Source organism: Blautia wexlerae (assembly GCF_013300825.1).
Taxonomy (GTDB): domain Bacteria; phylum Bacillota; class Clostridia; order Lachnospirales; family Lachnospiraceae; genus Blautia_A; species Blautia_A wexlerae_B.
Window position 1 is genome coordinate 1 of the sequence record NZ_JAAIMY010000038.1, and the last position, 26,341, is coordinate 26,341.

Annotated in this window: 24 protein-coding genes and 1 pseudogene; 5 read left to right on the top strand and 20 right to left on the bottom strand. The window is 42.4% G+C overall.

Annotated features, from left to right (window positions below):
- The 3 genes and pseudogenes from G4417_RS14540 to G4417_RS14550 form a co-directional block, all read left to right on the top strand.
- Window positions 1-236, top strand: a pseudogene (locus tag G4417_RS14540) (acetolactate synthase small subunit); the annotation flags it as partial.
- A 374-nt stretch (window positions 237-610) separates the two neighbouring features.
- Entirely contained in the window at window positions 611-1,246 is a 636-nt protein-coding gene (locus G4417_RS14545) for an ECF transporter S component (RefSeq protein WP_022381362.1), read from the top strand.
- A gap of 138 nt (window positions 1,247-1,384) precedes the next feature.
- On the top strand, window positions 1,385-2,353 hold the full coding sequence (locus G4417_RS14550) for a P1 family peptidase (RefSeq protein WP_173683994.1): 969 nt from the start codon (window positions 1,385-1,387) through the stop codon (window positions 2,351-2,353).
- A gap of 51 nt (window positions 2,354-2,404) precedes the next feature.
- Here the strand turns inward: G4417_RS14550 and G4417_RS14555 are convergent, their stop codons facing one another.
- From G4417_RS14555 to G4417_RS14595, 9 genes are all read right to left on the bottom strand, one after another.
- Entirely contained in the window at window positions 2,405-3,649 is a 1,245-nt protein-coding gene (locus G4417_RS14555; protein WP_173683993.1) for a DNA polymerase Y family protein, read from the bottom strand.
- Window positions 3,650-3,887: 238 nt separating this feature from the next.
- Entirely contained in the window at window positions 3,888-5,294 is a 1,407-nt protein-coding gene (rhaB, locus tag G4417_RS14560) for a rhamnulokinase (protein WP_173683992.1), read from the bottom strand.
- Window positions 5,295-5,595: 301 nt separating this feature from the next.
- Window positions 5,596-6,711 carry a substrate-binding domain-containing protein gene (locus tag G4417_RS14565; RefSeq protein ID WP_055150866.1) on the bottom strand — a complete coding sequence of 372 codons (1,116 nt, stop codon included), beginning with the start codon at window positions 6,709-6,711 and terminating at the stop codon, window positions 5,596-5,598.
- 206 nt (window positions 6,712-6,917) lie between these two features.
- Window positions 6,918-7,898: an ABC transporter permease gene (locus G4417_RS14570; protein WP_055150863.1), complete on the bottom strand. Its 981-nt coding sequence runs from the start codon at window positions 7,896-7,898 to the stop codon at window positions 6,918-6,920.
- An 11-nt stretch (window positions 7,899-7,909) separates the two neighbouring features.
- Entirely contained in the window at window positions 7,910-9,421 is a 1,512-nt protein-coding gene (locus G4417_RS14575) for a sugar ABC transporter ATP-binding protein (RefSeq protein ID WP_008705558.1), read from the bottom strand.
- Window positions 9,422-9,441: 20 nt separating this feature from the next.
- Window positions 9,442-10,419 carry an ABC transporter permease gene (locus tag G4417_RS14580; protein WP_008705559.1) on the bottom strand — a complete coding sequence of 326 codons (978 nt, stop codon included), beginning with the start codon at window positions 10,417-10,419 and terminating at the stop codon, window positions 9,442-9,444.
- A gap of 182 nt (window positions 10,420-10,601) precedes the next feature.
- Entirely contained in the window at window positions 10,602-11,579 is a 978-nt protein-coding gene (locus G4417_RS14585; protein ID WP_022380185.1) for a substrate-binding domain-containing protein, read from the bottom strand.
- The gene (locus G4417_RS14590; protein WP_022380184.1) at window positions 11,566-13,371 is read right to left on the bottom strand and encodes a sensor histidine kinase; all 1,806 of its coding nucleotides are present in this window, start codon (window positions 13,369-13,371) and stop codon (window positions 11,566-11,568) included. Before G4417_RS14590 ends, G4417_RS14585 begins: the two co-directional genes overlap by 14 nt.
- Window positions 13,368-14,987 (bottom strand): response regulator, encoded by a 1,620-nt coding sequence (locus G4417_RS14595; RefSeq protein ID WP_022380183.1) that lies wholly within the window; start codon window positions 14,985-14,987, stop codon window positions 13,368-13,370. The genes G4417_RS14590 and G4417_RS14595 overlap by 4 nt, the downstream gene beginning before the upstream one ends.
- A 374-nt stretch (window positions 14,988-15,361) precedes the next feature.
- Here G4417_RS14595 and G4417_RS14600 point away from each other — a divergent pair, with 374 nt between their 5' ends.
- Window positions 15,362-15,805, top strand: coding sequence for an RbsD/FucU family protein (locus G4417_RS14600; RefSeq protein WP_161276363.1), 444 nt, complete (start codon window positions 15,362-15,364; stop codon window positions 15,803-15,805).
- Window positions 15,806-16,025: 220 nt separating this feature from the next.
- Here the strand turns inward: G4417_RS14600 and G4417_RS14605 are convergent, their stop codons facing one another.
- Entirely contained in the window at window positions 16,026-17,822 is a 1,797-nt protein-coding gene (locus tag G4417_RS14605) for an L-fucose isomerase (RefSeq protein ID WP_008705563.1), read from the bottom strand.
- Between the two features lie 361 nt (window positions 17,823-18,183).
- Here G4417_RS14605 and G4417_RS14610 point away from each other — a divergent pair, with 361 nt between their 5' ends.
- Window positions 18,184-19,032, top strand: coding sequence for an AraC family transcriptional regulator (locus tag G4417_RS14610; RefSeq protein WP_118571278.1), 849 nt, complete (start codon window positions 18,184-18,186; stop codon window positions 19,030-19,032).
- A 119-nt stretch (window positions 19,033-19,151) separates the two neighbouring features.
- Here the strand turns inward: G4417_RS14610 and G4417_RS14615 are convergent, their stop codons facing one another.
- The 10 genes from G4417_RS14615 to G4417_RS14660 all read right to left on the bottom strand — a co-directional run.
- Window positions 19,152-20,234: a cob(I)yrinic acid a,c-diamide adenosyltransferase gene (locus G4417_RS14615; RefSeq protein WP_173683991.1), complete on the bottom strand. Its 1,083-nt coding sequence runs from the start codon at window positions 20,232-20,234 to the stop codon at window positions 19,152-19,154.
- Between the two features lie 68 nt (window positions 20,235-20,302).
- Window positions 20,303-21,454 (bottom strand): 1-propanol dehydrogenase PduQ, encoded by a 1,152-nt coding sequence (locus G4417_RS14620; RefSeq protein ID WP_173683990.1) that lies wholly within the window; start codon window positions 21,452-21,454, stop codon window positions 20,303-20,305.
- A gap of 24 nt (window positions 21,455-21,478) precedes the next feature.
- A complete protein-coding gene (locus G4417_RS14625; protein ID WP_008705569.1) occupies window positions 21,479-22,243 on the bottom strand; it encodes a DeoR/GlpR family DNA-binding transcription regulator in 765 nt (254 codons plus the stop codon).
- A gap of 67 nt (window positions 22,244-22,310) precedes the next feature.
- A complete protein-coding gene (locus G4417_RS14630) occupies window positions 22,311-22,859 on the bottom strand; it encodes a BMC domain-containing protein (RefSeq protein ID WP_008705571.1) in 549 nt (182 codons plus the stop codon).
- Window positions 22,860-22,875: 16 nt separating this feature from the next.
- On the bottom strand, window positions 22,876-24,204 hold the full coding sequence (locus G4417_RS14635; RefSeq protein ID WP_022381347.1) for a 4Fe-4S dicluster domain-containing protein: 1,329 nt from the start codon (window positions 24,202-24,204) through the stop codon (window positions 22,876-22,878).
- Between the two features lie 4 nt (window positions 24,205-24,208).
- A complete protein-coding gene (locus tag G4417_RS14640; protein ID WP_008705576.1) occupies window positions 24,209-24,475 on the bottom strand; it encodes a EutN/CcmL family microcompartment protein in 267 nt (88 codons plus the stop codon).
- 132 nt (window positions 24,476-24,607) lie between these two features.
- Window positions 24,608-25,219, bottom strand: coding sequence for a phosphate propanoyltransferase (locus tag G4417_RS14645; RefSeq protein WP_370792859.1), 612 nt, complete (start codon window positions 25,217-25,219; stop codon window positions 24,608-24,610).
- 118 nt (window positions 25,220-25,337) lie between these two features.
- Window positions 25,338-25,616 (bottom strand): BMC domain-containing protein, encoded by a 279-nt coding sequence (locus G4417_RS14650; protein ID WP_005427721.1) that lies wholly within the window; start codon window positions 25,614-25,616, stop codon window positions 25,338-25,340.
- A gap of 197 nt (window positions 25,617-25,813) precedes the next feature.
- Entirely contained in the window at window positions 25,814-26,116 is a 303-nt protein-coding gene (locus tag G4417_RS14655) for a BMC domain-containing protein (RefSeq protein WP_008705580.1), read from the bottom strand.
- Window positions 26,117-26,152: 36 nt separating this feature from the next.
- Window positions 26,153-26,341 (bottom strand): BMC domain-containing protein (locus G4417_RS14660; protein ID WP_173679618.1); only part of this gene is annotated, 189 nt, incomplete at its 5' end.

Here is a 26,341-nt window from a genome sequence, read left to right on the forward strand (position 1 = left end):
TCTACATCAAGGTTTTCAACTGCTCCAGGGAAGATAAAGCAGAACTGTTTCAGATTGCAGAAACCTTCAAGGCAAAGGTCATTGACTACGGCAAAGACAGCCTGCTTCTGGAATTCGTCCAGACAGCCACCAAGAATGATGCAGTTGTCAAACTGATCAAGGAAGAATTCCACAGAATTGAAGTGGTACGTGGAGGAAGCGTTGGAATTGAATCCATCAGCATGATGGAACGCTAAATCTCATAATCAATATTTTTTACAGGATATAGAAACACCTCTATATCCTGTATTTATTTTCAAACATACTATAAAATATTGCAGTTTTTAATCAAATGTGTTATTGTTTACAAGAGCGTTATTCGAAAGAAAATGCATCTGTTTTCCACATCTGACAGTCTGGTGGATAAAGTCATCCACTTCACAGTCTGGTTAAATTCGTGAGGCGACCTGCAAGGCGTCTACACACCGGAAATTTTTACCGGAAGATATTTCTTGTTTCATATCTTTTATTCTGATGCATATTTTTCAAAACGCCTGATCCCCATACTCTAAACTGTCTGAAAAGCAGGGGACGCATTGCGCCGTTTTATCAGACCAAAAGGAGAATTCATATGAACACAACAACAACTACTACAACGGCTGCAGCAAAAAGAAGCAGCACTCTTTACATGGTAGAGCTGGCTATGATGATTGCCATTATTCTGCTCATGTCCTTTACCCCGCTGGGCTATCTTCGTACTCCCGGCTTATCCATCACTCTTCTCACCATCCCGGTAGCTGTAGGAGCTATCATCCTCGGACCGAAAGGTGGTGCTGTATGTGGACTTGCTTTCGGTGCAACCAGCTTCTATATGGCTGTCACAGGAAGTTCTGCTTTCGCTGCTGCACTTTTTAACATCAATCCATTTGGCACTTTTATTGTATGTATCGTGGCACGTGTACTGGAAGGATGGATCACAGGACTTATTTTCGCAGCATTATATAAATCACCGGCGAAGAAATTTTCCCATTACGTTGCTTCACTGGCATGCCCATTACTGAATACTTTCTTCTTCATGGGCTTTTTATGTCTCTTCTTCTACAACACAGATTACATTCAGGGTATTGTTTCCAGTCTTGGCGTAAGCAATCCTGTTGTCTTCGTTGCTGCTTTTGTGGGAGTTCAGGGACTGATCGAAGCGGGCTTCTGCTTTGTAGTGGGAAGTATCGTTTCCAAGGCACTCTCTGTGGCACTGAAACGTGCATAATATTTAAAAGAACAGCCGTTTACCAAAAAAACCAGACTACATTTTCACTGTAGTCAGGTTTTTTTTATCTGGCACATTTAAAGCAGGAATCTTACCTGATTCGGTTAATATCTAACAAACATAATAAAGGAGATTTTTATGTCATTACTAAAAGAGATTTCTATTACAGAGCTTTCAAATTTACGCATCGGCCATGCTTCCGATCATAATGCCCAGACCGGGGTAACCGTTCTTTACTTCCCACAGGGTGCAAAGGTGGGCTGCGACATCAGCGGAGGCGGCCCTGCTTCCAGGGAAACTCCTCTCACCTCTCCTGTCACTGCCGACAATCCCATCAACGCCATTGTCTTGTCCGGAGGTTCTGCCTATGGACTGGCTGCTGCTGACGGTGTGATGAACTATCTGGAATCACAGAATGTGGGCTATAACACCGGTGCTGCGCTGGTTCCTCTTGTATGCCAATCCTGTATCTATGACCTCTCTTACGGAGATCCTAAAATACGTCCAACTGCAAAAATGGGCGAGGAAGCCTGCCGTCAGGCATTTACAGGAACAGATACCAGAACCGGAAATATCGGTGCAGGTACCGGTGCAACTGTTGGAAAACTTTACGGTATGAAACAGTCCATGAAGTCAGGCCTTGGTATTGCTGCTGTATCTGTGGGAAATTTTCAGATGGCCGCAGTGGTCGTTGTCAATGCACTGGGAGATATCTTTAATCCACAAAACGGTCAGAAAATCGCAGGGTTGAAAACCCCTGACAGAAGCGGATTTCTGGACAGTGTCCAGGAATTATATCGTTTTATGACACCACACGACCAGTTTACCGGCAATACCACCATCGGAGCAGTGATCACCAATGGTGCATTTTCAAAGGCTGAACTGAATAAAATCGCCTCCATGACCCGCTGTGCCTATGCCAGATGCATCAATCCTGTAGCAACTATGGCTGACGGTGATTCCATCTATGCTGCCAGCATTGGTAATGTTTCTGTGGATATCAACATGGCAGGAACTCTCGCCGCAGAAGTCATGGCACAGGCTATCCAGAATGCCATCTATACCTCTCAGATTCCGGAGGAAGAATTTTTGAAATATATACCATAACTTACCATAAAAGCGCAGAGATCATACTTTTTTATCTCTGCGCTTCTATTATTATTCTTTCCTGTCTTCATTTTTCATCTGCGCTCTGGCTTTCCGGCCAATGCTGGCGTTACTGTTCATAATGCTGGCGCGGGTAATCTTGTCATTTCCAAATTTCATACGGATTTCATCCATAGCGGCATCCAGCTTTCTGCGGCGTTCCTTACTTTCTGTATCTTCAAACAGGGACATCTGCTCATAAGAACCGTCTGTAAGACCGGTCAGTGCCACACCTATGAGACGTAGTGGCTGTCCCCTCCAGAACTCTGCAAAAAGCCTGGCAGCATTTCCATAGATTTCATCTGTGAGATCTGTGGCATTTTCCAGCTTTGTCTGATGAGAACGGTTTCGGAAATCCAGGGTACGGAAAGTAACGGAAATACATCTGCATTTTTTTCCTTTTCTGCGCATTCTGGTTGCCAGAACGTCACACTGCTCCAGCAGAATCGGCAAAACCTGTTCTGTAGAAGTAATATCATCATTAAAAGTAGTCTCTACACTGAAGCCCTTCGCCTCATCAGGTACTGCCTTTACGGTCGAATCATCAATACCTCTGGCATACTTCCAGAGCTGATGTCCCGGCTTTTCTCCAAGCCATAGCTGCACATTTGCTTCCCGTTCCTTTGCCAGATCTCCGATAGTACGGATTCCCTGATTCAGAAGCTTCTGCTCGGAAGCTTTTCCCAGAAACAGCAGGTTACGAACAGGAAGCGGCCACATTTTCTCCGGGATTTCATCCGGGAACAGCGTGTGTACTCTGTCCGGCTTCTGAAAATCCGAGGCCATCTTTGCCAGCAGTTTGTTGGTAGAAATCCCCACATTTACTGTAAATCCCAGTTCTCTGTGAATTTTATCCTTCAGTTCATGAGCAGTTGCTACAGGATCAGGATAGATCAGAGAAGTACCCGTCATATCCAGAAACACTTCATCAATAGAGAAAGATTCCATCACAGGTGCAAAAGAAGCACAGATTGCTTTAAATGCCCGGGAACATTTATCGTATAATTCAAAATCACTGGGAACGATTACCAGATTTGGACATTTCCGAAGAGCCATGGCTACGGGCTCGCCAGTTTGGATCCCGTATTTTTTGGCAGGAATGGATTTGGCAACCACAATACCTGTCCGTTTCTTTGGATCTCCTCCCACACAGGAGGGAATCTCCCTGAGATCCGGCAACCCCTGGCTCACCCTTCTGGCTGATTCCCAGGAAAGAAATGCGCTGTTTACATCAATATGAAAAATTAATCGTTCCATATAATTCTCACCGTTCTTATCATTTTAATCACTCTATAGCAATTCACTATGCTGAGATTATATCACAAATTTTCTTTTCTTTCATTATCCTTTAAAATATTCATAAATTTCTATACTATTATGACTTTTTTATAATGTCATAGAAACAAAGCATATCCCTTTTTCTCACTTATCAGAAGTCCTCGTAAATGATGCATTTAAGACAGTTCAGCAGGATTTCACATTCTGACGGGCTGGATTAAGATTCTTTGTAGACTTTTACACCGAAGGACTCATGAATGATAGTACGAGCCTCTTCGATTGTTTTAAACTCTTCTGCTTTCAGCATCTGTGCTGTGATATTTCCGATTGCAGTTGCCTCTCCTGGACCTGCATGGATTTCTTTCTTTGTTGCCTTTGCAGTCAGCTCATTGAGATATCCTGCGTTGGAACCGCCGCCCACGATATGAATACGGCTGTAAGTCCTGCCTGTCATCTCTTCCAGCTCTTTTGCTGTCTTTGCATAGCATTCTGCAAGACTTGTGTAGATAACTGTTGCAAGCTCTCCCAGAGTTTCCGGAACCTTCTGTCCTGTTCTGCGGCAGTAATCCTTAACTTCCTCTGTCATATTGTCAGGAGAAAGGAAACACTCATCATTTGCGTCTACTCTTGACGGGAAATCCTTTGCTTCCTCTGCCATTGCGCAGATTTCTGCAAAGCTGTATGCATCATTTACTTCATGACGCACAGACTGAATCATCCAGAGTCCCATGATATTCTTCAGGTAACGGAAACGGCCTGCATAACCGCCTTCATTTGTGAAGTTCATCTCACAGCTCTTCTCAGAGCAGTCAGCTTCTTTTCTCTCAATTCCCATCAGTGACCATGTTCCGGAGCTGATGTAGATAAAGTCATCGTCATTTGCAGGAACTGCCAGTACAGCGGATCCTGTATCATGTGTTGCAGGTGCAACTACTTCCAGATCAAAGCCCACTTCTTCCCTGATCTTATCTGACAGATGTCCGATGCCTGTTCCGGGCATGATCAGCCTCTGGAACATTTTTCTCGGATAACCGAGCATATCGATCAGTTCATAATCCCAGTCCTTAGTGATCGGGCTTACAAGCTGTCCTGTCGTAGCTTCTGTGTACTCACAGGTTTTCTGTCCTGTAAGAAGGAAATGGAAATAATCCGGCACATGAAGAAGTGTCTCCGCCTGTTCCAGATATTCCGGATGTTTCTTTTTCACTGCCATCAGCTGATAGATCGTATTATAATCAGCTTTCTGGATACCTGTTCTTGCATAGAGATCTTTCAGGGAAATTGCCTTATAAACTTCTTTATCCATTCCCTCTGTACGGTGGTCACGATATCCTACCGTATTTCCAAGAACTTTATCATCCTTGTCCAAAAGTACAAAGTCAACACCCCATGTGTCCACACCCATACTTACCGGAATCTTGCCGATTTCTTTACATTTCTTCAGACCATTTACTACCTCTTTGAAAAGACGGTCAAATTCCCAGCAGAGTTCCCCGTCTTTCTTTACCATTCCATTCTCAAAACGATAAATTTCTTCCAGAACCATTTTTCCGTTTTCCATATGTCCAAGGATATGACGTCCGCTGGATGCTCCGATATCTACTGCTAAATAATATGCTGCCATTGCAAAACCTCCTCAATATATGAATTTATACGCTCTTCATATCTGATGATTTTATTTTATCTCAACTTACTCCCCAAAATAAGAACCTTGTTTGTCTGAAAAAGTGTCCTTATTTGCTATTTTGAAATCTATCGTCGAAATAAGTATCTTTACAACTTAATAAAATCATCATTTCCAATCATTGTTTTATTGTTTGAACAACAACGCCGCACTTGCCATACGGCAGTGCGGCGTCTGTATTTGTATTAATAATTAATACTTAATTCTAAGGATTCATTTCCTCTCGATATTTACTTATCGATTAGTCATAAAGGTTAGGAGCGATTTCTTCGCTGTCCATGTTTGTGGAATCATACCAGTATCCATCTGTAGGAACATCTTCAAGTTCCTGTCCGTTAGCTGCTGCTGTCAGAGCGTAGATTGCATAGTAACCCATCATCAGAGGAGACTGTGTAACAGCACCGATGAATGTTCCATCCTGTACAGCGGCTTTAATGATAGAACCAGCATCGAAACCAACACCGATAACATCGCCTGCTCCTGCGTCAGAACCAAGAACGTTCAGGTTAGCATTAGCTGCAAGAACACCTTCTGCTGCTGTCTGGTTGGAACCGAAGATAGCGATGCAGTTTTCCTGAGAAAGGATTGCCTGAGCCTCTGTTGAGCAAAGCTCTACAGTTGTCTGTGCAGGAACAGCGACCTGGATAACAACGTCTGCGTCTGCTTCTTTTGCATCTGCACCTTTAGCTGCGTTTACATAGAACTCGTTACCTTTAACTGCAACTGTTTTTCCGTCAGCCTGAATAAGTTCGATCATTTTGTCAATGAATCCGCCACCACGCTGCTGGATGTTCTGACCTGTGGCATCCTGGTTAACTTCACCGATGATAACCTGTCCATCTGCATTAGCTATAACATCTTTGATTGAATTATACATGTTTTCAGCTGCAACAGAACCAGCCTGTGTGTTATCTGTACAAACTTCACATACTACAGATCCTTCCGGAGCATCAGCGATACCTGTATCAAATGTTACTACCGGGATTCCTTTGTCAGCACATTCCTGAAGTGCATCAAGAACAGAAGATGTATCACATGCAGCAAGACCTAATCCGGCCGGCTTTGCAGCGATTGCTGTGTTGATCATGTTAACCTGGTCAGCGATATCAGATTCACTGTTTGGTCCCTGTGCTTTGTATGTAACACCAAGTTCATCAGCAGCTTTCTTCATACCTTCCTGAGCTGCATCCCAGTATGTAGACTGGAAAGATTTAACCATCATCGGGAAATCATAAGCTTCATTAGCTTTCAGATCTTTGAACTGTTCCGGCATATCGGCTGCCATAACGCTTGATGCGGACATTCCTGCTACCATTGCTGCACACATAACTAATGCGATCACTTTTTTTGCTTTCATTTAAAATTTCCTCCTTTTAAATATACATTTTTAATATAGTTTTTTTATAAATGATACCCCGGAGGCTTCCTCTCTCGTTCCGCCTTCCCCAAAATACACATATGACAATACTGTCGCCGAACATCCCCTGGAAGCCCTCCGTTGTTTCATATCCTGCTGTTTTGCATCTGTCGTAAGATGCATTTTTCTTTATTCAGTTTTGAAAATTATTTTGCTGCTGCTTTCTTTTCTTTCATGATATCGATCAGTACTGCAATGATAAGAACTGCACCTGTAATGATCTGCTGCCAGTTTGCCTGCAGTCCGATATATGGAAGACCGGTTTTCAGAAGCATGATAACGAAGATACCGGCCAATGTACCGATTACTGATCCATAACCACCTGTTGCTGCAACACCACCTACGAATACACCACCGATGGCATCCATCTCAAGTCCTGCACCGGTACCAGGCTGTACAGTTGGCGTAACTGCCGCATATGCGATAGCTGCAAGACCGGTGAAGAGTCCACATACTACATATACCATAACATGATAGAATTTAACGTTTATTCCGGAAAGAGCTGCTGCTTCTTTGTTTGAACCGATTGCAATCGTATAACGACCGAATTTTGTATGATTCAGAACATATTCCATTACAAGTACCAGAATGATCATCCATAAGAAACCGATAGGGTAACGGGAAGCGCTTCTTCCTGTTCCGACTGTAATCTTAAAGATTGAATGGAACCATCCACCATCCTGTGTAAGTCCCGGCCATGGAGTGGCACTGCATAAAGATCCTGCACCTCGGGTAATCATACAGGTACAAAGTGTTGCAAGGAATGGCGGCAGGTTCATAATACCGATCAGCACACCATTTGCTGCTCCTACAATAATTCCAAGTACAATGCAAAGTAACATTGCAAGTACAACAGGAAGATTATTATTTCTTACCAGAGATCCTGCGATCAATGCGTAACATACCATACCGGTTCCGATTGACAGGTCTACACCTCCTGTGATAAGAGGGAATGTAACGCCGATTGCCATCAGAAGATCATAGTATGAGAAATCCAGCATACTCAGGATTGTGGTATACTGTCTGAACTCCCTGCTCTTAAAGGAGAAAATTGCAAACAGTACAATAATAACCAGTAATACAATAAATCTCTGATCACTTAAAATACTTTTTTTCTTCTTAGTCATGACTTTCCTCCTTAATTGATGTTCCGTGTTGCATGATTCATAATGTGTTCCTGTGTAGCTTCGGAAATATCAATATTTCCTGTAATCTTGCCTTCACACATAACGATAATGCGGTCACTCATACGGAGAACTTCTGTCATTTCAGAAGAAATCATGATAATAGATTTACCTTCTGCAGCCAGTCTGTTCATTAACTTGTAAATTTCATTCTTGGCACCAACATCAATACCTCTGGTCGGCTCATCAAAAATAAGAATCTCACTGTCTCGTGTCAGCCATTTTGCGATAACGACCTTCTGCTGGTTACCACCGGAAAGATTGACTACCAGCTGCTCGCAGTTTGGAGTTTTGGTTGCCAGCTCTTTAACGTATTTCTCTGAAACTTCTTTTTCTTTTGATTTATTAATGAAGATACCACTGGTAAATTCTTCCATGGTTGCCAGCGTAGTATTCTCTGTTACAGATTTCTGTACGACACAACCATATCTTCTTCTGTCCTCTGACAGATAACCAATACCATATTTAACTGCATCCTGAGGACTGTTGATAGTTACCTCGCGAAGCTGTCCGTCTTTTCCCCTTATAGAGATCTTTCCACTCTGTTTCGGGTCAGCACCAAACAGTGCTCTTGCTGTCTCAGTACGTCCGGCTCCCATCAGTCCTGAGAAACCAAGAATCTCACCTTTGCGAAGTTCAAAGCTTACATTCTGAACCATCTTACCTGCATTCAGGTTCTCTACCTTAAGAACAACCGGCGCATCTGGTGCAACCATGCTGTGTTCTTTTGGATCCTCGTAAATAACACGTCCAACCATCATATTGATGATGTCTTCTTTTGTACTGTCTGCTGTGATCAGCGTTCCTACATAACCACCATCTCGCATGACTGTTACTCTGTCAGTGATCGTTTTGATCTCATCCATACGGTGGGAAATATAAACGATTCCAAGACCTTTCTTACGAAGATCACGGATAATCTCGAATAAGTCTGCAATCTCTTTCTCTGTCAGTGCTGCTGACGGCTCATCAAAGATAATAACCTCTGCTTTGTGGGAAATAGCCTTTGCGATCTCACACATCTGCTGTTTTCCGACGGTAAGATTGTTCATCTTTTCTTTTGGATTGATTTCAATGTTCAGTTCCTGAAAGAGTTTTTTGGAATCTTCGATCATTTTCTTATCATCAATGCTGAACCCTTTCTTTGGTTCACGTCCGATAAAAATATTCTGAGCTACGGTAAGATCACCTACCATGTTCAGCTCCTGATGCACGATTACAACACCTGCATCCTGCGCTTCTCTTGTGTTATGGAATTCAGTTTCCTTTCCTTTATAGGTAATGGATCCTGAATCTTTCTGATAAATACCGGTAAGAACTTTCATCAATGTAGACTTTCCGGCACCGTTTTCTCCCATAAGAGCATGTACTTCGCCGCGTTTCACTTCAAAATTAACGTGATCCAGAGCATGAACTCCAGGAAAGGACTTATCAATGTCCTTCATAGTCAAAATAACTTCACCCATTGTTACATCCTCCCTTCCGATCAGTTCTTTCTGCGTCTTGCAGAAACGTCGACATAAACTGCTACAATTACGATAAGTCCTGTGATGATCATCTGCTGACCTTTACCAAGACCAAATGCCATGATACCCTGCTGAAGAAGAGAAATGATAAATACACCGATGACTGTACCGCCGATAGAAGCAAGTCCGCCAACCATGGATGTACCACCCATTACACAGCCTGCAATCGCTTCATTGTTGTACTGATCGCCGTATCCAGGCTGAACAGTTGTATAAGCACCAACAAAGAAAATTGCTCCGATTCCTACAAGAACACCGCAGATCACATAAGCAAGCATTCTCCATTTTTTTGTATTAACACCGCTGAGTCTTACTGCTTCGCTGTTAGAACCAAGACAAAGGATATAACGTCCCGGTTTTGTGTTATAAAGAATAATTCCACAGATCACTGCTGCTGCCAGGAAAATCACAAGTCCTACAGGGAATCCCTTATAGGAGATAAGATTTCTGAACCATCCGTTTACAGGATCACTTCCCAGTGGCCAGCTGACGGACTGTGTCTTTGTAAATACAGATGCAATACCTTTTGCAATGTTCATAGATGCCATGGAAATGATAAATGGCGGAACTGACATATAAGATACCATCCAGCCATTAAACACGCCAAATGCAAATCCGATCAGAATGCAGATCACCATTGCTGCTGCACAAGGTACATGATAAGATGTCATGCAGTAACCTGAGATCAGGGCACAGCAGAACATTACAGGTCCAATGGAGAAATCGATTCCTCCAGTGGCAATTACAAATGTTACTCCAAGTGACAGAAAGCCCAGGAAGTATACATAGTTCAAAGTAGATTTGATACTGTCACCTACAGGGAACTTACTTCCCAGAACTACTTTGAAGACTACGAACATAAGAACCAGAATACATGCTAACAGGATTCTGTTCAGACCGAGTTTCTTCACAATTGGATTTTGTTTCAACTTTTCCAAGTTTTTCACCCTCCTTACGTTATTTCGTATCTCTTTGTTTTCTATATCTTACCTTACCTGTCGGATAATTGTAATGAAATATCTTCCAAAAAAAGGTTAAATATTTCCTTTTTTTCATCCGGAAATATTTAACCTTTTTGCTTCTTTTATCCTTATATTACGCAGTCGTTTCAACGCGTCAGTCAGCTAAACGGGAAGATCAGCCGTTCAATATCACTGTTATACATATTCTCCGGCGTAACCAGCTCGCATCCTGAATCAATATTCTTCTCTACTGCATCCCCGTTAAGCATATGAATGGTTTCTTCCACTCCGATATACCCCATCCGGAATGCTTTCTGCACAATAATTCCCTTATAAACGCCCATTTCCATAAGATTGATGGCCTCCTGAGAACAGTCCACACCAACTACTGCGATCTTATCTTTCGCTCCTGCATCACTGACTGCTCTTCCCACACCAACTGCAGAATATTCGTTCATTCCTGCAATCAGTTCCAGATCCGGATATTTCCTCATCAGTTCCTGCGCCAGTTCATAGGATTTCTCATAGAGTGAGTTACAGTAGACAATATCTACTATGTTATCAGCATAGTCACCAAGACCTTCCCTGAATCCCTGTTCTCTCTCCACAGCCGTGGAAACACCTTTTACATGGCTGACAATGGCTATCTTTGAATCTTTATCGATTAATTTTCTGGCATACTCTCCTAACATCCTGCCCGCATTCACATTATCTGTGGCAACTGTAAGATCCTGCAATTCTTCTTTTGTATAGGAATCAATATAGGTAATACGGATTCCTTTTTCTTTTGCTTCCTTCAGAAGTTCATCTGATGCATCCATGCTGGAAGGAGAAAACAGAATCGCATCCGGTTTCTGCTCAATGGCCTTTTTCAGAAGTTTATTCTGTTCTTCTATATTCTCTTCTTTATCCGGAGCCAGGATTTCAAGGTCAGATTCATATTCCTCTGCCGCCATCTTACAGCCGGATATTACCGAAGTCCAGAAATCATTGGTGTTATCCCTGATCTTTGGAATATAAATGAGGGAGCATTTTTTCGTCTGTGTCGCCTCCGGTTTCAGGATTCCGGCAAAAATCACCACTGCTGCCGCCATAAGGATTGCAACTGTTATAATCTCTTTTTTATGACTTTTCATGGGATTCCTCCTGTATTCCGGGAATTACAACAGATGCTGTGGTTCCCTTTCCTTTTTCACTGTGATAGATAATGCCATAATCTTTTCCGTAATATAAAACCAGACGCTGCTGCACATTGTACACCCCAACTCCATTGGAACGGTAATTCACCTTATGCTTATCATAAATATGTTTCAGAGTTTCCTCATCCATTCCCACACCATCGTCCGTAATATCGATTACTGCATTCTCACCTTTCATATATCCATGTACTGTCAACAGTCCTTTACTGTCTTTATATTTTAAGCCATGATAAATTGCATTCTCCACGAGCGGCTGCAATACCAGACGAATGATAGGTACCTGTGTAATGGATGGATCTGCCTTTATCTCAAATTCCAGCTTATCCTTGTAGCGCATCTTCTGGATCGTGAGGTAACTTCTGACATATTCAATCTCCTGTCCGACTGTTACAAGCTCATCCTCATTGCTGATACTCTGTCTGAGCAGTCGCGCCAGAGAAGCCGTCATTATCACCACTTCCTCATTCTTCTTTCCTTCAGCCATCCAGATAATAGAATCCAGCGTATTATACAGAAAATGTGGATTGATCTGCGACTGCAGGGCTTTCAGTTCTATTTTTCTCTTCTGCTCCTGCTCCTTTACATTCTGCTCCATTAATTCCCGTATCCTGTGCGTCATCACATTAAAAGATCTGGTAAGACTTCCTATTTCATTGTCGGAAATCACCTCTATATCTTCAATATCAAAATTTCCTTTCTGCACACTTTTCATGGAATCGCGAAGCTTCTGGATCGGCAGCGTAATATTTCTGGCAATCAGGCTGGAAATCAGAAGAGCAACTATGATCAGCCCCACTGCTACCAGCACATAAATACTTCTTGTCTGTCTGCTGTTTCGTAAAAGTTCAGACATATTCATGCATCCCACAATAGTCCATCCTGTGATATCAGAATGGGACAGTGCATAAATTTTCTCGTCATCTCCCTTTCCGACAGTAACAATATCTGATTTTGCATTCATAACAAGTGAAATGTTCTCTGTCTGCAGTTCATTATATAACTGCTGCTGTTGTGGATGATAAACGATATTTCCATTCTGATCAAGAATAAAAACATATCCTTTATCTCCCATGCTGCTCTGTGCACAGAGTTCACTGATCGCACTGTAATTCAGATCCAGAAAAACTACTCCATCCTCTGCTTCTGTTCCTGTATAATTGCAGATTCCTCTGCTGAGTGTGATGACCCATGGTCTTTCTCCCTTTATCACATTCTGCACATGAGAAGATGTCAGATTATACCGGTCATATTTTCCGACTGCATCTGCATACCATGGCTGTGTATTAAGATCTACATATGTATTTCTCACAGATAATCCATTGTCAAACAGAGATGGAGAGTTCTTATCCTCTCTGACAATCCCGATATTTCTGATATCCGCCCTGCCCTTCAGGATCGTTTTAAACTGTTCCACAAGGCGCTGTCTGTATTCACTGTAATTTTCATCCTTTGTGGCTCCATATCCTTTTTCACTGTACAGATATTTATAAGCATCACCGCTTTGCGCGATTACTGACGCAATATTATCCATATAACTGATATACGAATCTATATTCTGATTCAGCTGTTTGATGATCGTCTGTGTATACATGACAGAATTTTCATAAATAGATGAATTCGTATATCTCAGAGATACCACTGTCACAACCAGCACAGCACTTAATACCAGGATCGACACCGCACAGAAAATAGAACTCTGAATACTCTTAAATTTTGAAGAAATCTTCATCGGCGTTTCTCCCTTGCATATTCGGTAGGTGTTTTTCCTGTCATCTTCTTAAATGAAATTCCGAAATAGTGTGGATCTGAAAATCCTACTTTTTCCGCAATCTCATAATTCTTCAGAGTTGTATTCTCCAGGAGTTCCTTCGCCTTCTCCATTCTGATCCTGGTAAGTGATTCGATAAATGTTTCCCCTGTCATCTCCTTAAAAATAGTGCTGAAATAGCTGGTACTGATATTCAGATAAGAACAGATACTGTTCAGACTCAGATCCGGATCCATATAATTTTTTCGGATATAATCCATAGCCATCATTCCCTGCCTCTGGCCGCTGGAACTGTTCAGATCCTGAAGTGATTCAAATACTCCTTCAGCATACTCCTTCACCAATGTCACTGCTTTATCAAAGGTTTTTGCCTGAGAAACTTCTTTCAGAAGCTTCTCTCTCTGAGCAATGATCTTTTCCGGATCATCACTCAGGGACTGGCAGGTATTTCCGATGGCACGTATCACCTGCTGAAGATAAATGCAGGCATAGCTTTTCTCCACCAGTGCCCCTTTGATCTCATGCTCGATCTGCTCCAGGATTTCTGTCACTTTCTGCCTGTTTCCGACCTTTATCTCTTCTGTCAGTGTTTCCAGAGATTTTATAAGATTAATACTGTTGTCCGTTTTCTTTTCTTCCATATCCAAAAGGAGGCTGCCTCCCAGCAGATACCGATAGCCAATGGCTTTCTCAGCAAGCTTATAGGAATAGACCAGTTCCTGAGGTGATCTCACCCAGCTTCCGATTCCTATAGAAGTTTCAATCCCGATCACTTCTTTTACTTTCTGCTGGATTTCCTGACAGATACTATGTATTTTGTCTCCGAATTCTCTGGATCTGCATCCTGTAAATATAATGCATACCCGGTTACTGCCTTCCTGATAAGCAACACCTGCGTTCTCTCTGGTCACAATTTCATTGCTTATATTAAAAAGTACAAAGGACATCAATGCGCTTTCCTGCTGTTTATGCATATCTACCTGATACATTTCTGAGTAAGTGTCCATATCAAAAACAGCTACTCTGTAGCTCGAACAGTCAAAGCTGATCCCCAGCTTTTTCAGTTCCAGAAGACTTACCTGTACATCTCTGGTACAATTTACAAGAGTCTCCAGTGCTTTCGACCGGATGACATCCACATTCTTGTGATAATCCTTTGAAGTCTGCGACAGGGATTCCATTTTTTTCTGTTCTTTTTTTCTGGAATCCAGCTTTTCTTTCATATTCCGGAGCACTTTTGTCAGTTCCATTGCTGTGACAGGTTTGAGCATATATTCACTTACATTATAACGGATTGCTTTCTTCGCATATTCAAATTCCCCAAAACCGCTGAATATAACAATAAGAATATCCGGATAATTATCATGAAGAAACTCGCTCAGTTCCATACCATCCATATAAGGCATACAGATATCTGTCAATACAACATCCACCTTGTGGCTCTGCACAAATTCCACTGCCTGTCTGCCATTCTCACAATCCCCCACAAGCTCACAGTCCAGGCTTTTCCAGTCAATGTTCTCCCTGATTGCATCCCTGACCAGGATTTCGTCGTCTACCAATAATATTTTGTACATATTAAGTTTTATCCCCCATAAGATCAGGCATCATCCCCTGCCTGATACCCCAATAAAAATTACTACTTCCTTTTACTTATTTAACCGAATCAGGTAAAACCTCCGCAAAGCAGCTATTCGGTTATAAGCGAACAGTAAAGCAGGTTTCGAATATCTGCGTGATTCACTATAATGATAATAGCATATTTATACTATTTTTTCAATTTTTTCAATATATTTTTGTGCATTTCATACAACTCTGTGTGTTACTGTTTCCTCCGCTGTAAACTATAAAAATTTACTCTTTTTGCGTAAAATATTGCCTTGAATAATCTGATTTTTTTCATTAGACTATTTATAATGATTTTCAGAATTTTGAAAGGAGAATACAAATTATGTTAAAGGGAATTCCTGAAATTTTATCACCGGAATTATTAAAAGTTTTATGTGAAATGGGACACAGCGATCGTCTTGTTATCGCAGACGGTAACTTCCCTGTTGAATCTATGGGAAAGAATGCCATCACTATCCGCTGTGACGGACATGGTGTACCGGAAATTCTGGATGCAATCCTCAAACTGTTTCCACTGGATACTTATGTAGAGCATCCTGTAAATCTCATGGAAGTTATGCCTGGCGATAATGTAGAAACACCAATCTGGGATACATATAAAGAAATCGTTACCAAATATGACGAACGCGGCGATAAAGCGGTTGGAAATATTGAACGTTTCGCTTTCTATGAAGAAGCCAAAACTGCATATTGCATTATTTCCACAAGCGAAAAAGCTCTGTATGCAAATATAATGCTTCAGAAGGGTGTTGTAATCAACAACTGATTTTGCTTTATCTTTTCGGGATTTTGGCATATTCATGCCAAATATCATTTTTACACATTGTACACACATCACACATACATATATATACAACAGGCTGGTATCTGTACACACAGATATCGGCTTGTTTTTTTGATTCCCCCTGATACAAACAGCCGCCCAAAGTCAGATCATCTCCAACTCCGGGCGGCCGATATACATTCTTACATATCGGTTTTATTTATTATTTGTAAAGAGGTCCATAATTCTTGCATGCTCTGAAATCTGCACCTTCTTTATCCATTCCAAATGCATTCCATGCTGCCGGACGATAGATATCTTTCTCAGGAACATTGTGCATGGATACAGGAATTCTCAGCATAGAGCACATTGTGATAAGATCTGCACCAATGTGTCCGTAGGAGATTGCTCCATGGTTTGCACCCCAGTTGTTCATTACATCATAAGCTGTCTTGAACGGTCCTTCTTTGCCATCGCATCTTGGAGCAAACCATGTACATGGCCATGTATAGTCTGTACGTTTCCACAGCTTGTCAGATACTTCTTCAGGAAGAGCTACTGTCCATCCTTCAGCGATCTGCAGAACCGGTCCAAGTCCTTTTACAAGGTTCAGGCGGATCATTGTTGCAGGCATCTGGGCACGTGTTTCATAACGGCTGGAGTATCCGCCTCCACGGAAATATCCGTTGTCAGCCATACACCATTCTGTGTTTTCCATGATTGCTTTCTGGTCTTCTTCTGTGATATCCCACCACTGTTTCATAACAGCTGTTCCATCAGCTTCTTTTGCTTCTCCGTTAGCATCAAGGCAGGCAGCACCGGAGTTGATCAGGTGAAGGAAACCGCCGGCTTCTTTTGCTACGCCCTCAAGGTCATATCCTGTAGCTTTCTTAACAGCCTCCGGGCTCCAGTATGTACGAACGTCAGCGAAAATCTGTGCTCTGTTTGTAAGAAGTTTCATGAACAGCATTCCAAGTCCGTTAAGAACATCGTTCTCTGTAGCCAAGATGTATGGTTCACGTGCTCCGTTCCAGTCAAAGGAGGTGTTCAGCATAGCTTCTGCAAAGTCACCGTTCGGATAGAAATCTGTCCACTGTCTCTGTCCCTGGAAACCGGCTGCCAGAGCATTGTGTCCGATTGCTTCTTCAGAGAATTTAGGATCAAGATTGTCACAGCCGTTCATCAGTTCTTTGATGATAACTGCCATCTTAACAACAAACTCGAACTGCTCTTCTTTCTTTTCAGCTGAGAACTGAAGTTCTTCAGGGTTCTTATCCCAGCCGATCTTACAGGTTTCTTTTGCCCATTTCAGAGCTTTATCAAATTCTGCGTGATCATAGATACCTTCTGTCATACGACGGATGATCTCCACCTCATCAACAGATTCAACTCTCATTCCAAGATAAGATTCGATGAAATCGGAATCAATGATAGATCCGCCGATACCCATTGTTACAGAACCGATCTGCAGATAGGATTTTCCTCTCATGGATGCTGCTGCAACTGCTGCGCGGCCGAATCTTAACAGTTTTTCTTTAACATCTTCCGGAATAGATGTGTCATCAGCTTCCTGAACATCATGTCCATAGATACCGAATGCCGGAAGTCCTTTCTGTGCATGTGTTGCAAGTACAGATGCAAGGTATACAGCACCAGGTCTTTCTGTTCCGTTGAATCCCCATACAGCTTTGATCGTCTGTGGATCCATATCCATTGTCTCAGCACCGTAGCACCAGCATGGTGTAACTGTAAGAGTGATATCTACGCCTTCTTTACGGAATTTATCTGCACATGCAGCGCTCTCGCCAACACGTCCGATGGTTGTATCAGCGATTACAACTTTAACCGGTTCACCGTTGGAATATCTTAAATTCTCTTCAAATAATTTAGCAGCTGATTTCGCCATGTTCATTGTCTGATCTTCCAGAGATCCACGAACATCCAGTGCTCCTCTACGACCATCGATAGTAGGTCTGATACCAATTACCGGATAGCTGCCAATTAATCTGCTCTTTGCCATAATAAAATACCTCCTGATAAATTATTGTAATATTCCCGCAGGATCATTTCCTGCTAACCCCCAAGATTACATTTTCACTTTTCGCAGCATCTTCTGACTGCAAATATAACAAAAATAATAACCTCTGCACCTGTTGTGCCGAACAGCCCGATAACCACTGTTTACTCTGTGAACAGCAGCCCGACTGCGTTACTGTTCACTCCGTTCACAGTAACCCGACTGCTCAACTTTGTTACTGATATCTATTATATAATTGCATTCAGAAAATTACTTGTGTTATAATAGCAAAAAACAGTACAATATTCACTTTTTCTGTTTTAATCATAAAATTTCTGTAAATTTTGTAAGGAGGAAAGTTCTTTTGCATGATTTAAACCATAATGAAGACCGTCCAAGAGGCACTTATGAGTTTCCATTTGAGTTTCATCACATCGATCATACACATCCCAGATATGTCATGTCTTATCACTGGCATGTGGAATATGAAATAATTCGTATTCTGGAAGGTTCTCTTACTGTCACTTTAGACGAAAAAAGTTTTACAGCAGTTAAGAATGATGTCATTTTTGTACATAGTGGAATCCTTCATTCAGGAATTCCCCATGATTGTGTATATCAGTGCATTGTTTTTGATATGAACACTTTTTTGAAAAACAATCCTGTATGCGGAGAATATATCCAGAAAATCCTGCATCAGGAAACAATGCTTTTTCCACATTTTTCAGATGAGCATCCACAGATTCTGAACTGTATTTCTGTTCTGTTTGATGCCATGTATGAAAAAGATACCGGATATGAGCTGACTGTATTTGGACAATTTTACCACTTTTTTGGTTTGGTTTTCAGTAATCATTACTTTATCGAAAATCCTACCCGAACGCGCAGAGACTATAAACGTATTTTACAGTTGAAGCAGGTTCTGGAATTTATCGAAAAAAATTATGCCAATCCTATCACACTTCAGGAACTGTCTGCTTCTGTCTCTATGTCACCGAAATATTTCTGCAGGTTCTTTTCGGAAATGACCCATCAGACTCCTGTGGATTATCTGAACAGACAGAGAATTGAAGAAGCCTGTTTACAACTGGCGGCTACTGATGATTCAATCACAGAAATTGCTTACAGAAACGGATTTAATGATCTGAGCTATTTTATACGTACTTTTAAGAAATACAAAGGCATGACTCCCGGGAAATATAAGCGAAGATAAATCAGTACATCGCAAAAAGACCAGAACAGCTCTCTTCAAAACTGTTCTGATCTTTTTAATACTCCTTCGCAACTGTCTGGTGCCTTCAACAGCGGACTGCCAAATAGTTGTCATCCATCTTACAATATTTCATTTAACACAGACTGACCATACTCTGCCAGACTATGGTCTTCTTCTCCTGTACCGCCGCTGATTCCAAGTCCACCGATAATTGTATTTCCGGACTTCAGCGGAATACCGCCGCCGAAAATAACGATTTTTCCACCATCCAGCTTGTCAACGCCATAAAAGGTTCCTCCGGGCTGTGCGATCTTCGAAAGTTCCATTGTAGACATCTTCACTGCCACTGCAGTATAGGCTTTCTTCATTGCCACATCGAAGCTTACAAGGAATGCTCCATCCATCACATGGACCGCAACCGGATTTCCTTCCGGATTGCAGACCGCGATTACCGCACGCTGCCCTCTGCGCACAGCTTCCTGCTCCAGTCTCTCGATCAGTTTCTTCGCTGTATCCAATGTTATCCTGCTCTGAATTCCCATTCGTTTAAGAACCTCCTGGATGACGGCTTCATTGATATCTGCCGTCTTTTTTAATACATCTGTATTACTGTCGGACGGTTCCGGCAATGCATCTGTATTATTATCAGACATTTTCGCCAATGCACCCGCATGATCATCAGACAGTTCCACTGAAAGATCAGAGTAATACTCTATATATCTCGCCAAAATATACAGATAATCCGAAAGGCGGTTAAGAAATCTCTTACTCTCTGTATCTGCGCCAAACTTCACGCTGACCTGTGCAAGGCAGCGCTCTGTTCTTCTGGCAACAGTACGTGCAATATCTATCTCTGCAGCCAGTCGGCTCTTTCCTGTAAGCTTCTCCGGAACAGGCTTTTCGCACAGTGCTTCCAGTTTATCTGTTTCCACCTCCAACACTGCTGTTTCCTTTTCACTGACTTTACAGTCACGATCATATGGGTTACTGACTCCCGCTGCGATCAGATCAAGATTCTTTTGAATACGTTCAAGAAGCTGAAGTATTTCTGACTGACGGAGCATACTTTTTACAAGTTCAATATGACTATTCAGTTCATCAGCCTCACCCATAAGGCGGATACGGTCATCAGACTTGGAAATATTACCGGCATGAGCCATATCTGTAATTCCTCTGTCTCCTCTTTTTGTATAAATACTCATCTCTTCTCCATCTCCTGTATCTGATTTCAGCGGCAGTCAGCATCTGCCGGAAATTATTGTCTTCATTTTCAGAATGACCATAATTTCGTATAAATCTTTATAATATCTTCTTTAGTCGGAACTCTCGGATTATTCACTGTGCAGGCATCTGCAAGTGCTGCGTCTGCCATCTTGTCAATTGCTGCAAAATATTTTTCCGGTGCAATTGTTCCCAGTTCCTGAATCGTCAGCGGAATATTCATCTCTTTCTGCATAAACTGAATCCAGTTTACCAGAGAACGGACCGTCATTACTTTATTATAATTGCTCAGTCCGAGAATGTGCGCAACATTGGCGTATCTCTTTACAGCCGGAAGATACTCTTTCTGGCTCTTACTATGCTTATTGATATCAGAATTAAATTCTACGATATGCGGAAGCAGCATAGCATTTGCCCTTCCATGCGGAATATGGAACATTGCTCCTAGCTGATGAGCCATGCTGTGAGTGATTCCAAGACCTGCTGTATTAAAGGATAAACCAGCCAGACAGGAAGCTACATGCATTTTTTTACGCGCATGCATATCACTGCCATCCAGATATGCTCTCAGCAGGAATACTCCGCAAATTTCAATGGCTTTCTCCGCAAGTGCAGAAGAGAATTCATTATGTGCAGTACTTACGTATGATTCCAGCGCATGTGTAAACACGTCCATACCAGTATCCGCTGTGATGGCCGGCGGAACACTCCTTACAAGTTCTGCATCCAGAATTGCTTCATCTGCTGTAAGGCTCTCTGAGATCAGCGGATATTTTACATGTGCTGCAGTATCGTTTACTACTGCAAAAGAAGTAACTTCTGATCCGGTACCACTTGTAGTCGGAATTGCGATCAGACCTACTTTTCCGTAATTGTTGATCTTCAGTGCAAATTCTCTGATTGCCTTGGAAGAATCAATCGCAGAACCACCACCGACTGCAACAACTGCTTCCGGCTGATATTCCAGGAACTTCTTTACCCCTTCTGCAATCTTGTCCACAGGTGCATCCGGCACAACGTCATGGAAAATATCGTATTCAATACCTGCACTGTTTAAAGGAGCAGTGATCAGATTGATCATTTTACTTTGTACCACAAATGGATCTGTTATAATGAGAACCCTTTTATACGGGATCTCTTTTAATCTGTCTAACGCGTTATCCCCAAAATGGATCGCGGTTTTCATCTCAAAAGTATTCATTGTATCATACTCCTATTTTCTTTGTCAGACAGGATATAGGCATTTTACATTAAATTTCTCAAAGTGCTTCTTCCAGCGTTCTGTCGGTTCTTTGTCCGTAACTATAATATCTACTTCTTTCATGCTTCCAGCTACGGAAAACGCTGTCTGATCAAATTTAGAACTGTCAACAACCAGAATTCTCTTTCTTCCGGAACCGATCATCGCTCTCTTGGTAGAGCCAAAAGCTTCCTGCGATTCCATAATCCCCCATTCCAGATCCAGCGCCTTACACGAAAAGATAACCTTATCTACATAATAAGAACGTATGGATTCGTCTGTCTTTGATCCAAGAAAAGCCAGATATCCTTCTTTCATTACGCCTCCGGTGGAGATAATGTTCCACCCGGATACATCAGCTAACTCCAGAAGTATTTCCATGGAATTGGTAATTACGGTAAGACGTTCTTTTTCCTTTAATGCTTTCGCCACAAAAACTGCCGTAGTACTCGCATCCAGGAAAATATGATCTCCGTCTTTCACAAGGGAAGCTGCAAGTTCAGCCATTTTCTGCTTTCCTGTAACATTCTGGTTCTTACGTACATTGAAAGGCAAATCAATGCTTACATCCTCATTGATCACAGCACCGCCATAACTTTTTATCGCAAGTCCTTCCTTTTCAAGTTTATCCAGATCACGGCGTATGGTCTCTTCAGAGACGTCATAAAGCTGGCTCAGCTCGCTGACCACCACCCGCTTTTCTGCCTGTAATTTTTCGAGAATCAGATTTCTTCTCTCCAGTGCAAGCATATCTTTGCCCCCTTTTTTTGAGAAATTTTTTATGAGTGTCAGGGTCAGAAACTTCTTACCCCGGGTATTATAAAATACTGTCGATCATTCTTCTGTCAGGATGTGCGATAACGGAAGAATCCAGGTACATACCCTTGGCAGCTACAAGTTCTTTTGCCCTGTCAATGGAAGCCTCTACCGCAGAAACTTCACCGGTGATCATCATATATGATTTTCCGCACATACCTTTGGCAATACGAAGTTCTATCAGATCTACGATCGCAGTCTTAGCTGCCTGGTCTGCTGCTTCGATAATGGAAGCTGCATCATAAGTTTCAAGAATTCCCAGCGCACTGATATCTTCTACCTGAGTAGTTCCGTAAATTGCCGGGAAAATGGATTCATGCGGATTGCCCAGCACAAAGCTGTCAATGCATTTATCCTCATATGTAGTTACTGCCGTATCAACGGCGGCCTTTACCGCACTTAAGTCACCGGTAATAATTGCAATATATTTACCAGGACATACGGTCTGTGCCTCGACGATCTCTACCTCAGATGTTTTTACCATAGCATCTGCTGCAGTAACGCCTGTAGATGTGGTTTTAAATTCAATCATTCCGATTGCTTTACTCATTTTGTGCACGTCCTTTCTACTTTACTGCAATAATAATGTAACGGTCTGTTACTTCTGTTACTTTACCGCTGACAGAAGCATGAATACCAACGCTTAAGCCCTGTGCCGGCTGTGCGATCATCTGCCCTCTTGTTACCTCATCACCGGCTTTGACCACTGCCTGTGCAGGTGCTCCGATGTGCTGGCTCAATAATATCCTTACTTTCTTAACCTGTACAAGTTCTTCTTTCAGAGGAGCATCCTTGTCATATCTCGTAAGACCAAGTCGCGCCATCAGACGTTCTTCCGGAACCTTACGGTATTCTCTGGATTCCTGTACCGGTTTCGGCTGTACACCCTGCGGAGGACGGATACCTGCTTTTCTCAGACCGCCCTTCATATCTGCGAGAAGACTTCTCGGTGCAAGACTCTGCGGACATGAGTACATCTCACATACACCGCAGGAACTGCAGAAGGAAGCATCTATATATGGATTCAGGTCTCTGAAATCATTATTTGATGCAGCTCTCATAAATTTCGCCGGATCGATCGGATGTCCCAGATTATGTCTCGGACATAAATCTGTACAGGTATTGCACTGGCAGCAGATAGATGCTGCACGTTTTAAATCTATGGAAGAAGTCCGTTGCTTCTTCGCTACAATAAGATGGTCTTTTGGAAGGACCAAAATCGCATTTGTTGTCTTTGTCACCGGATCTGAACCATTTCCGATACGCCCCATCATCGGGCCGCCTACGAAATAGACAGGATCCTTCACTGTTGTGCTGCCTGCCTGTGCTACCACTTCCTCCAGAGTGCATCCTAGGGGAACTCTCACTGTAACAGGATCACTTACTTCTGCAACAACAGATACATATTTGTCTGTAACCGGCTGCTTCTCTTCCACAGCACGATATACATTGTATACAGTTTCAACGTTAAATACGGCTACTCCCTGCTCGATCGGCAGTCCTCCCGGCCGTACTACTCTTCCAGTTGCCTCATAAATAAGTACAACCTCATCTCCCATCGGATAAACTTCGTCCAGAAGATGCAGCCTCATGCCAGGAAATTCTTCAATATGCTGATTTAATGCATGAATTGTCTGTACATAAGACTTCTTAATTCCAATAATTGCTTCAGAAGCACCAACCGTCTCCTGGATCATATGGAATGTTTTCATAATTTCATATGCGTGTTTTTCCAATAACTGTCTGTGTAATTTCAGTAATGGTTCACACTCTGCACAGTTCATAAGAATGGTATTGGCCTTGTCTGTAAGCTTCATATAAGTAGGGAATCCGGCTCCGCCGGCACCTACCACACCATTCTGCTGTATAATATCCTGTAATTCTTTGATTTCCATGGCGTTACTCCAATCCTGCACCGTCATCAATAATACCGACAATTGCGGCATCTACCGGTGCTGTTTCTACGCCGCAGCCTATTCTTGCTGCGCTTCCCTGTGCCACCAATACATATTCACCAACTCCGGCTCCGATCATATCAATCGCAACCAGCTGGCTCAGGTCGCCTTTCATATGATGCACAGGCTCGATAATCATAAATTTACTTCCAATCAGCTTCTCACTCTTTCGTGTGGATACCACACTTCCTACAACTTTGCCTACGATCATATGAGCCTCCAAATTATTTCTGATAATAATATTGGGGGCAAATACTTCTGCCCCCAATTAACGCTTAAGGGTTTCTGTTCAAAAACCTTATCGTGCAGGCACGAACGGCTTTTTGACCTTTGGCCCCCGATATTATTTAATTATTGTTACGGTAGTACCTGTAGCAATCTTTGCTGCATTTGCTTCATCTGTATCAATATGCATTTCCAGTGTAAAGCTGTCGTCTACACGGATCTTGACCTGATTGAAGATGGTTCCTCTCTCATTATCTGCCTTTACTGATACGATATCGCCGTCCTTCACACCTGCGGCCTGTGCATCTTTCGGAGACATATGTATATGGCGCATTGCCACGATACATCCCTCTTTCAGATAAACGGCTCCTTTTGGACCTACGATTGCGATTGGTGCACTTCCTGCAACGTCTCCGGATTCGCGAACCGGAACATTCATTCCAAGCTTAATGGCATCTGTCGCAGATACCTCAACCTGTGAAGCTTTACGCACCGGTCCAAGGATTCTTACATTCTCAATGGCACGAAGTTTCAGTCCCACAATGGTAACTGTTTCATTAGAAGCAAACTGACCTCCCATCAGCTCTTTCTTCTTCGTAAGCTGATATCCGGGTCCGAACAATGCTTCTACATGTTCCTGTGTCAGGTGAATGTGTCTTGCGGAAACCCCGATGGGAACCATGAATCCATCGCCTTTTTTTTCATTCTGATTGATTGCCTGAATGACCATTCTGGTAATCAGTTCAATATTATTAGATTCCAAGAATACACCTGCTTTCTGTCAAATATGACGGATTATAACCATCCGACAGTCTGCTGTGCAGATACCGGACAGTTACGATGGATTACTATTTTAATACAGGCAGGATTTTCTCTACATCTGTATGTGGTCTTGGGATTACGTGTGTAGCAACTAATTCACCAAGTCTGGATGCTGCTGCGCTTCCGCTTTCTACTGCTGATTTAACAGCTCCTACATCTCCACGTACCATAACTGTTACAAGTCCGGATCCGATCTTCTCTGTTCCTACTAATGCTACGTTAGCAGCCTTGCACATCTGGTCTGCTGCTTCGATTGCTGCTGTAAGTCCTCTGGTTTCTACCATTCCTAATGCTTCCTGTGTCATAACTTTTTCCTCCTTATGAGATACTGTTTCCTTTATCTGTTCTTTCTGGGATTCTGTTTTATTTGCTGTTTCTGCCGCCGTATCTGCCGTCTGAGCTTTTACTTCCGGTTTTGAAGAAATTTTTGCTTTCGTTCTTCTTGGAGCGGCTGCCTTTTTAGGGGCATTTTTATCTGCTTCCGGTTTCTTCTCTTCAGCCATTATTCATCCCCCTGATTGTTCTTCCAGCGACTTGCACTTAATTCCACCATTCTGACGATTTCTTCGTGGGGACGTGCAATTACTGCATAACTTACCGGTTTCTTGATCGCACCTGTCGCTGCTGCATTTACTGCTTCTGTAACGGCAGATACATCGCCTTCAACTATAATAGTAACCAGTCGTCCGCCCAGCTTACGTTCCCATGACGCCAGCTCAACGTCTGCAGTTTTGCACATGATGTCCAGTGCATCAATTGCTGCAACGACACCAGTGATTTCTATAAATCCATATGATTTACTCATGAGCGAACTCCTTTTTTATACTTCTCAATCTGCTGGTCAGATGCTTGGAAGGATTTTCTCTACGTCTGTATGAGGTCTCGGAATTACATGAGTAGCAACTAATTCACCAAGTCTGGATGCTGCTGCGCTTCCGCTTTCTACTGCTGCCTTAACAGCTCCTACGTCTCCACGTACCATAACTGTTACAAGTCCGGATCCGATCTTCTCTGTTCCTACTAATGCTAC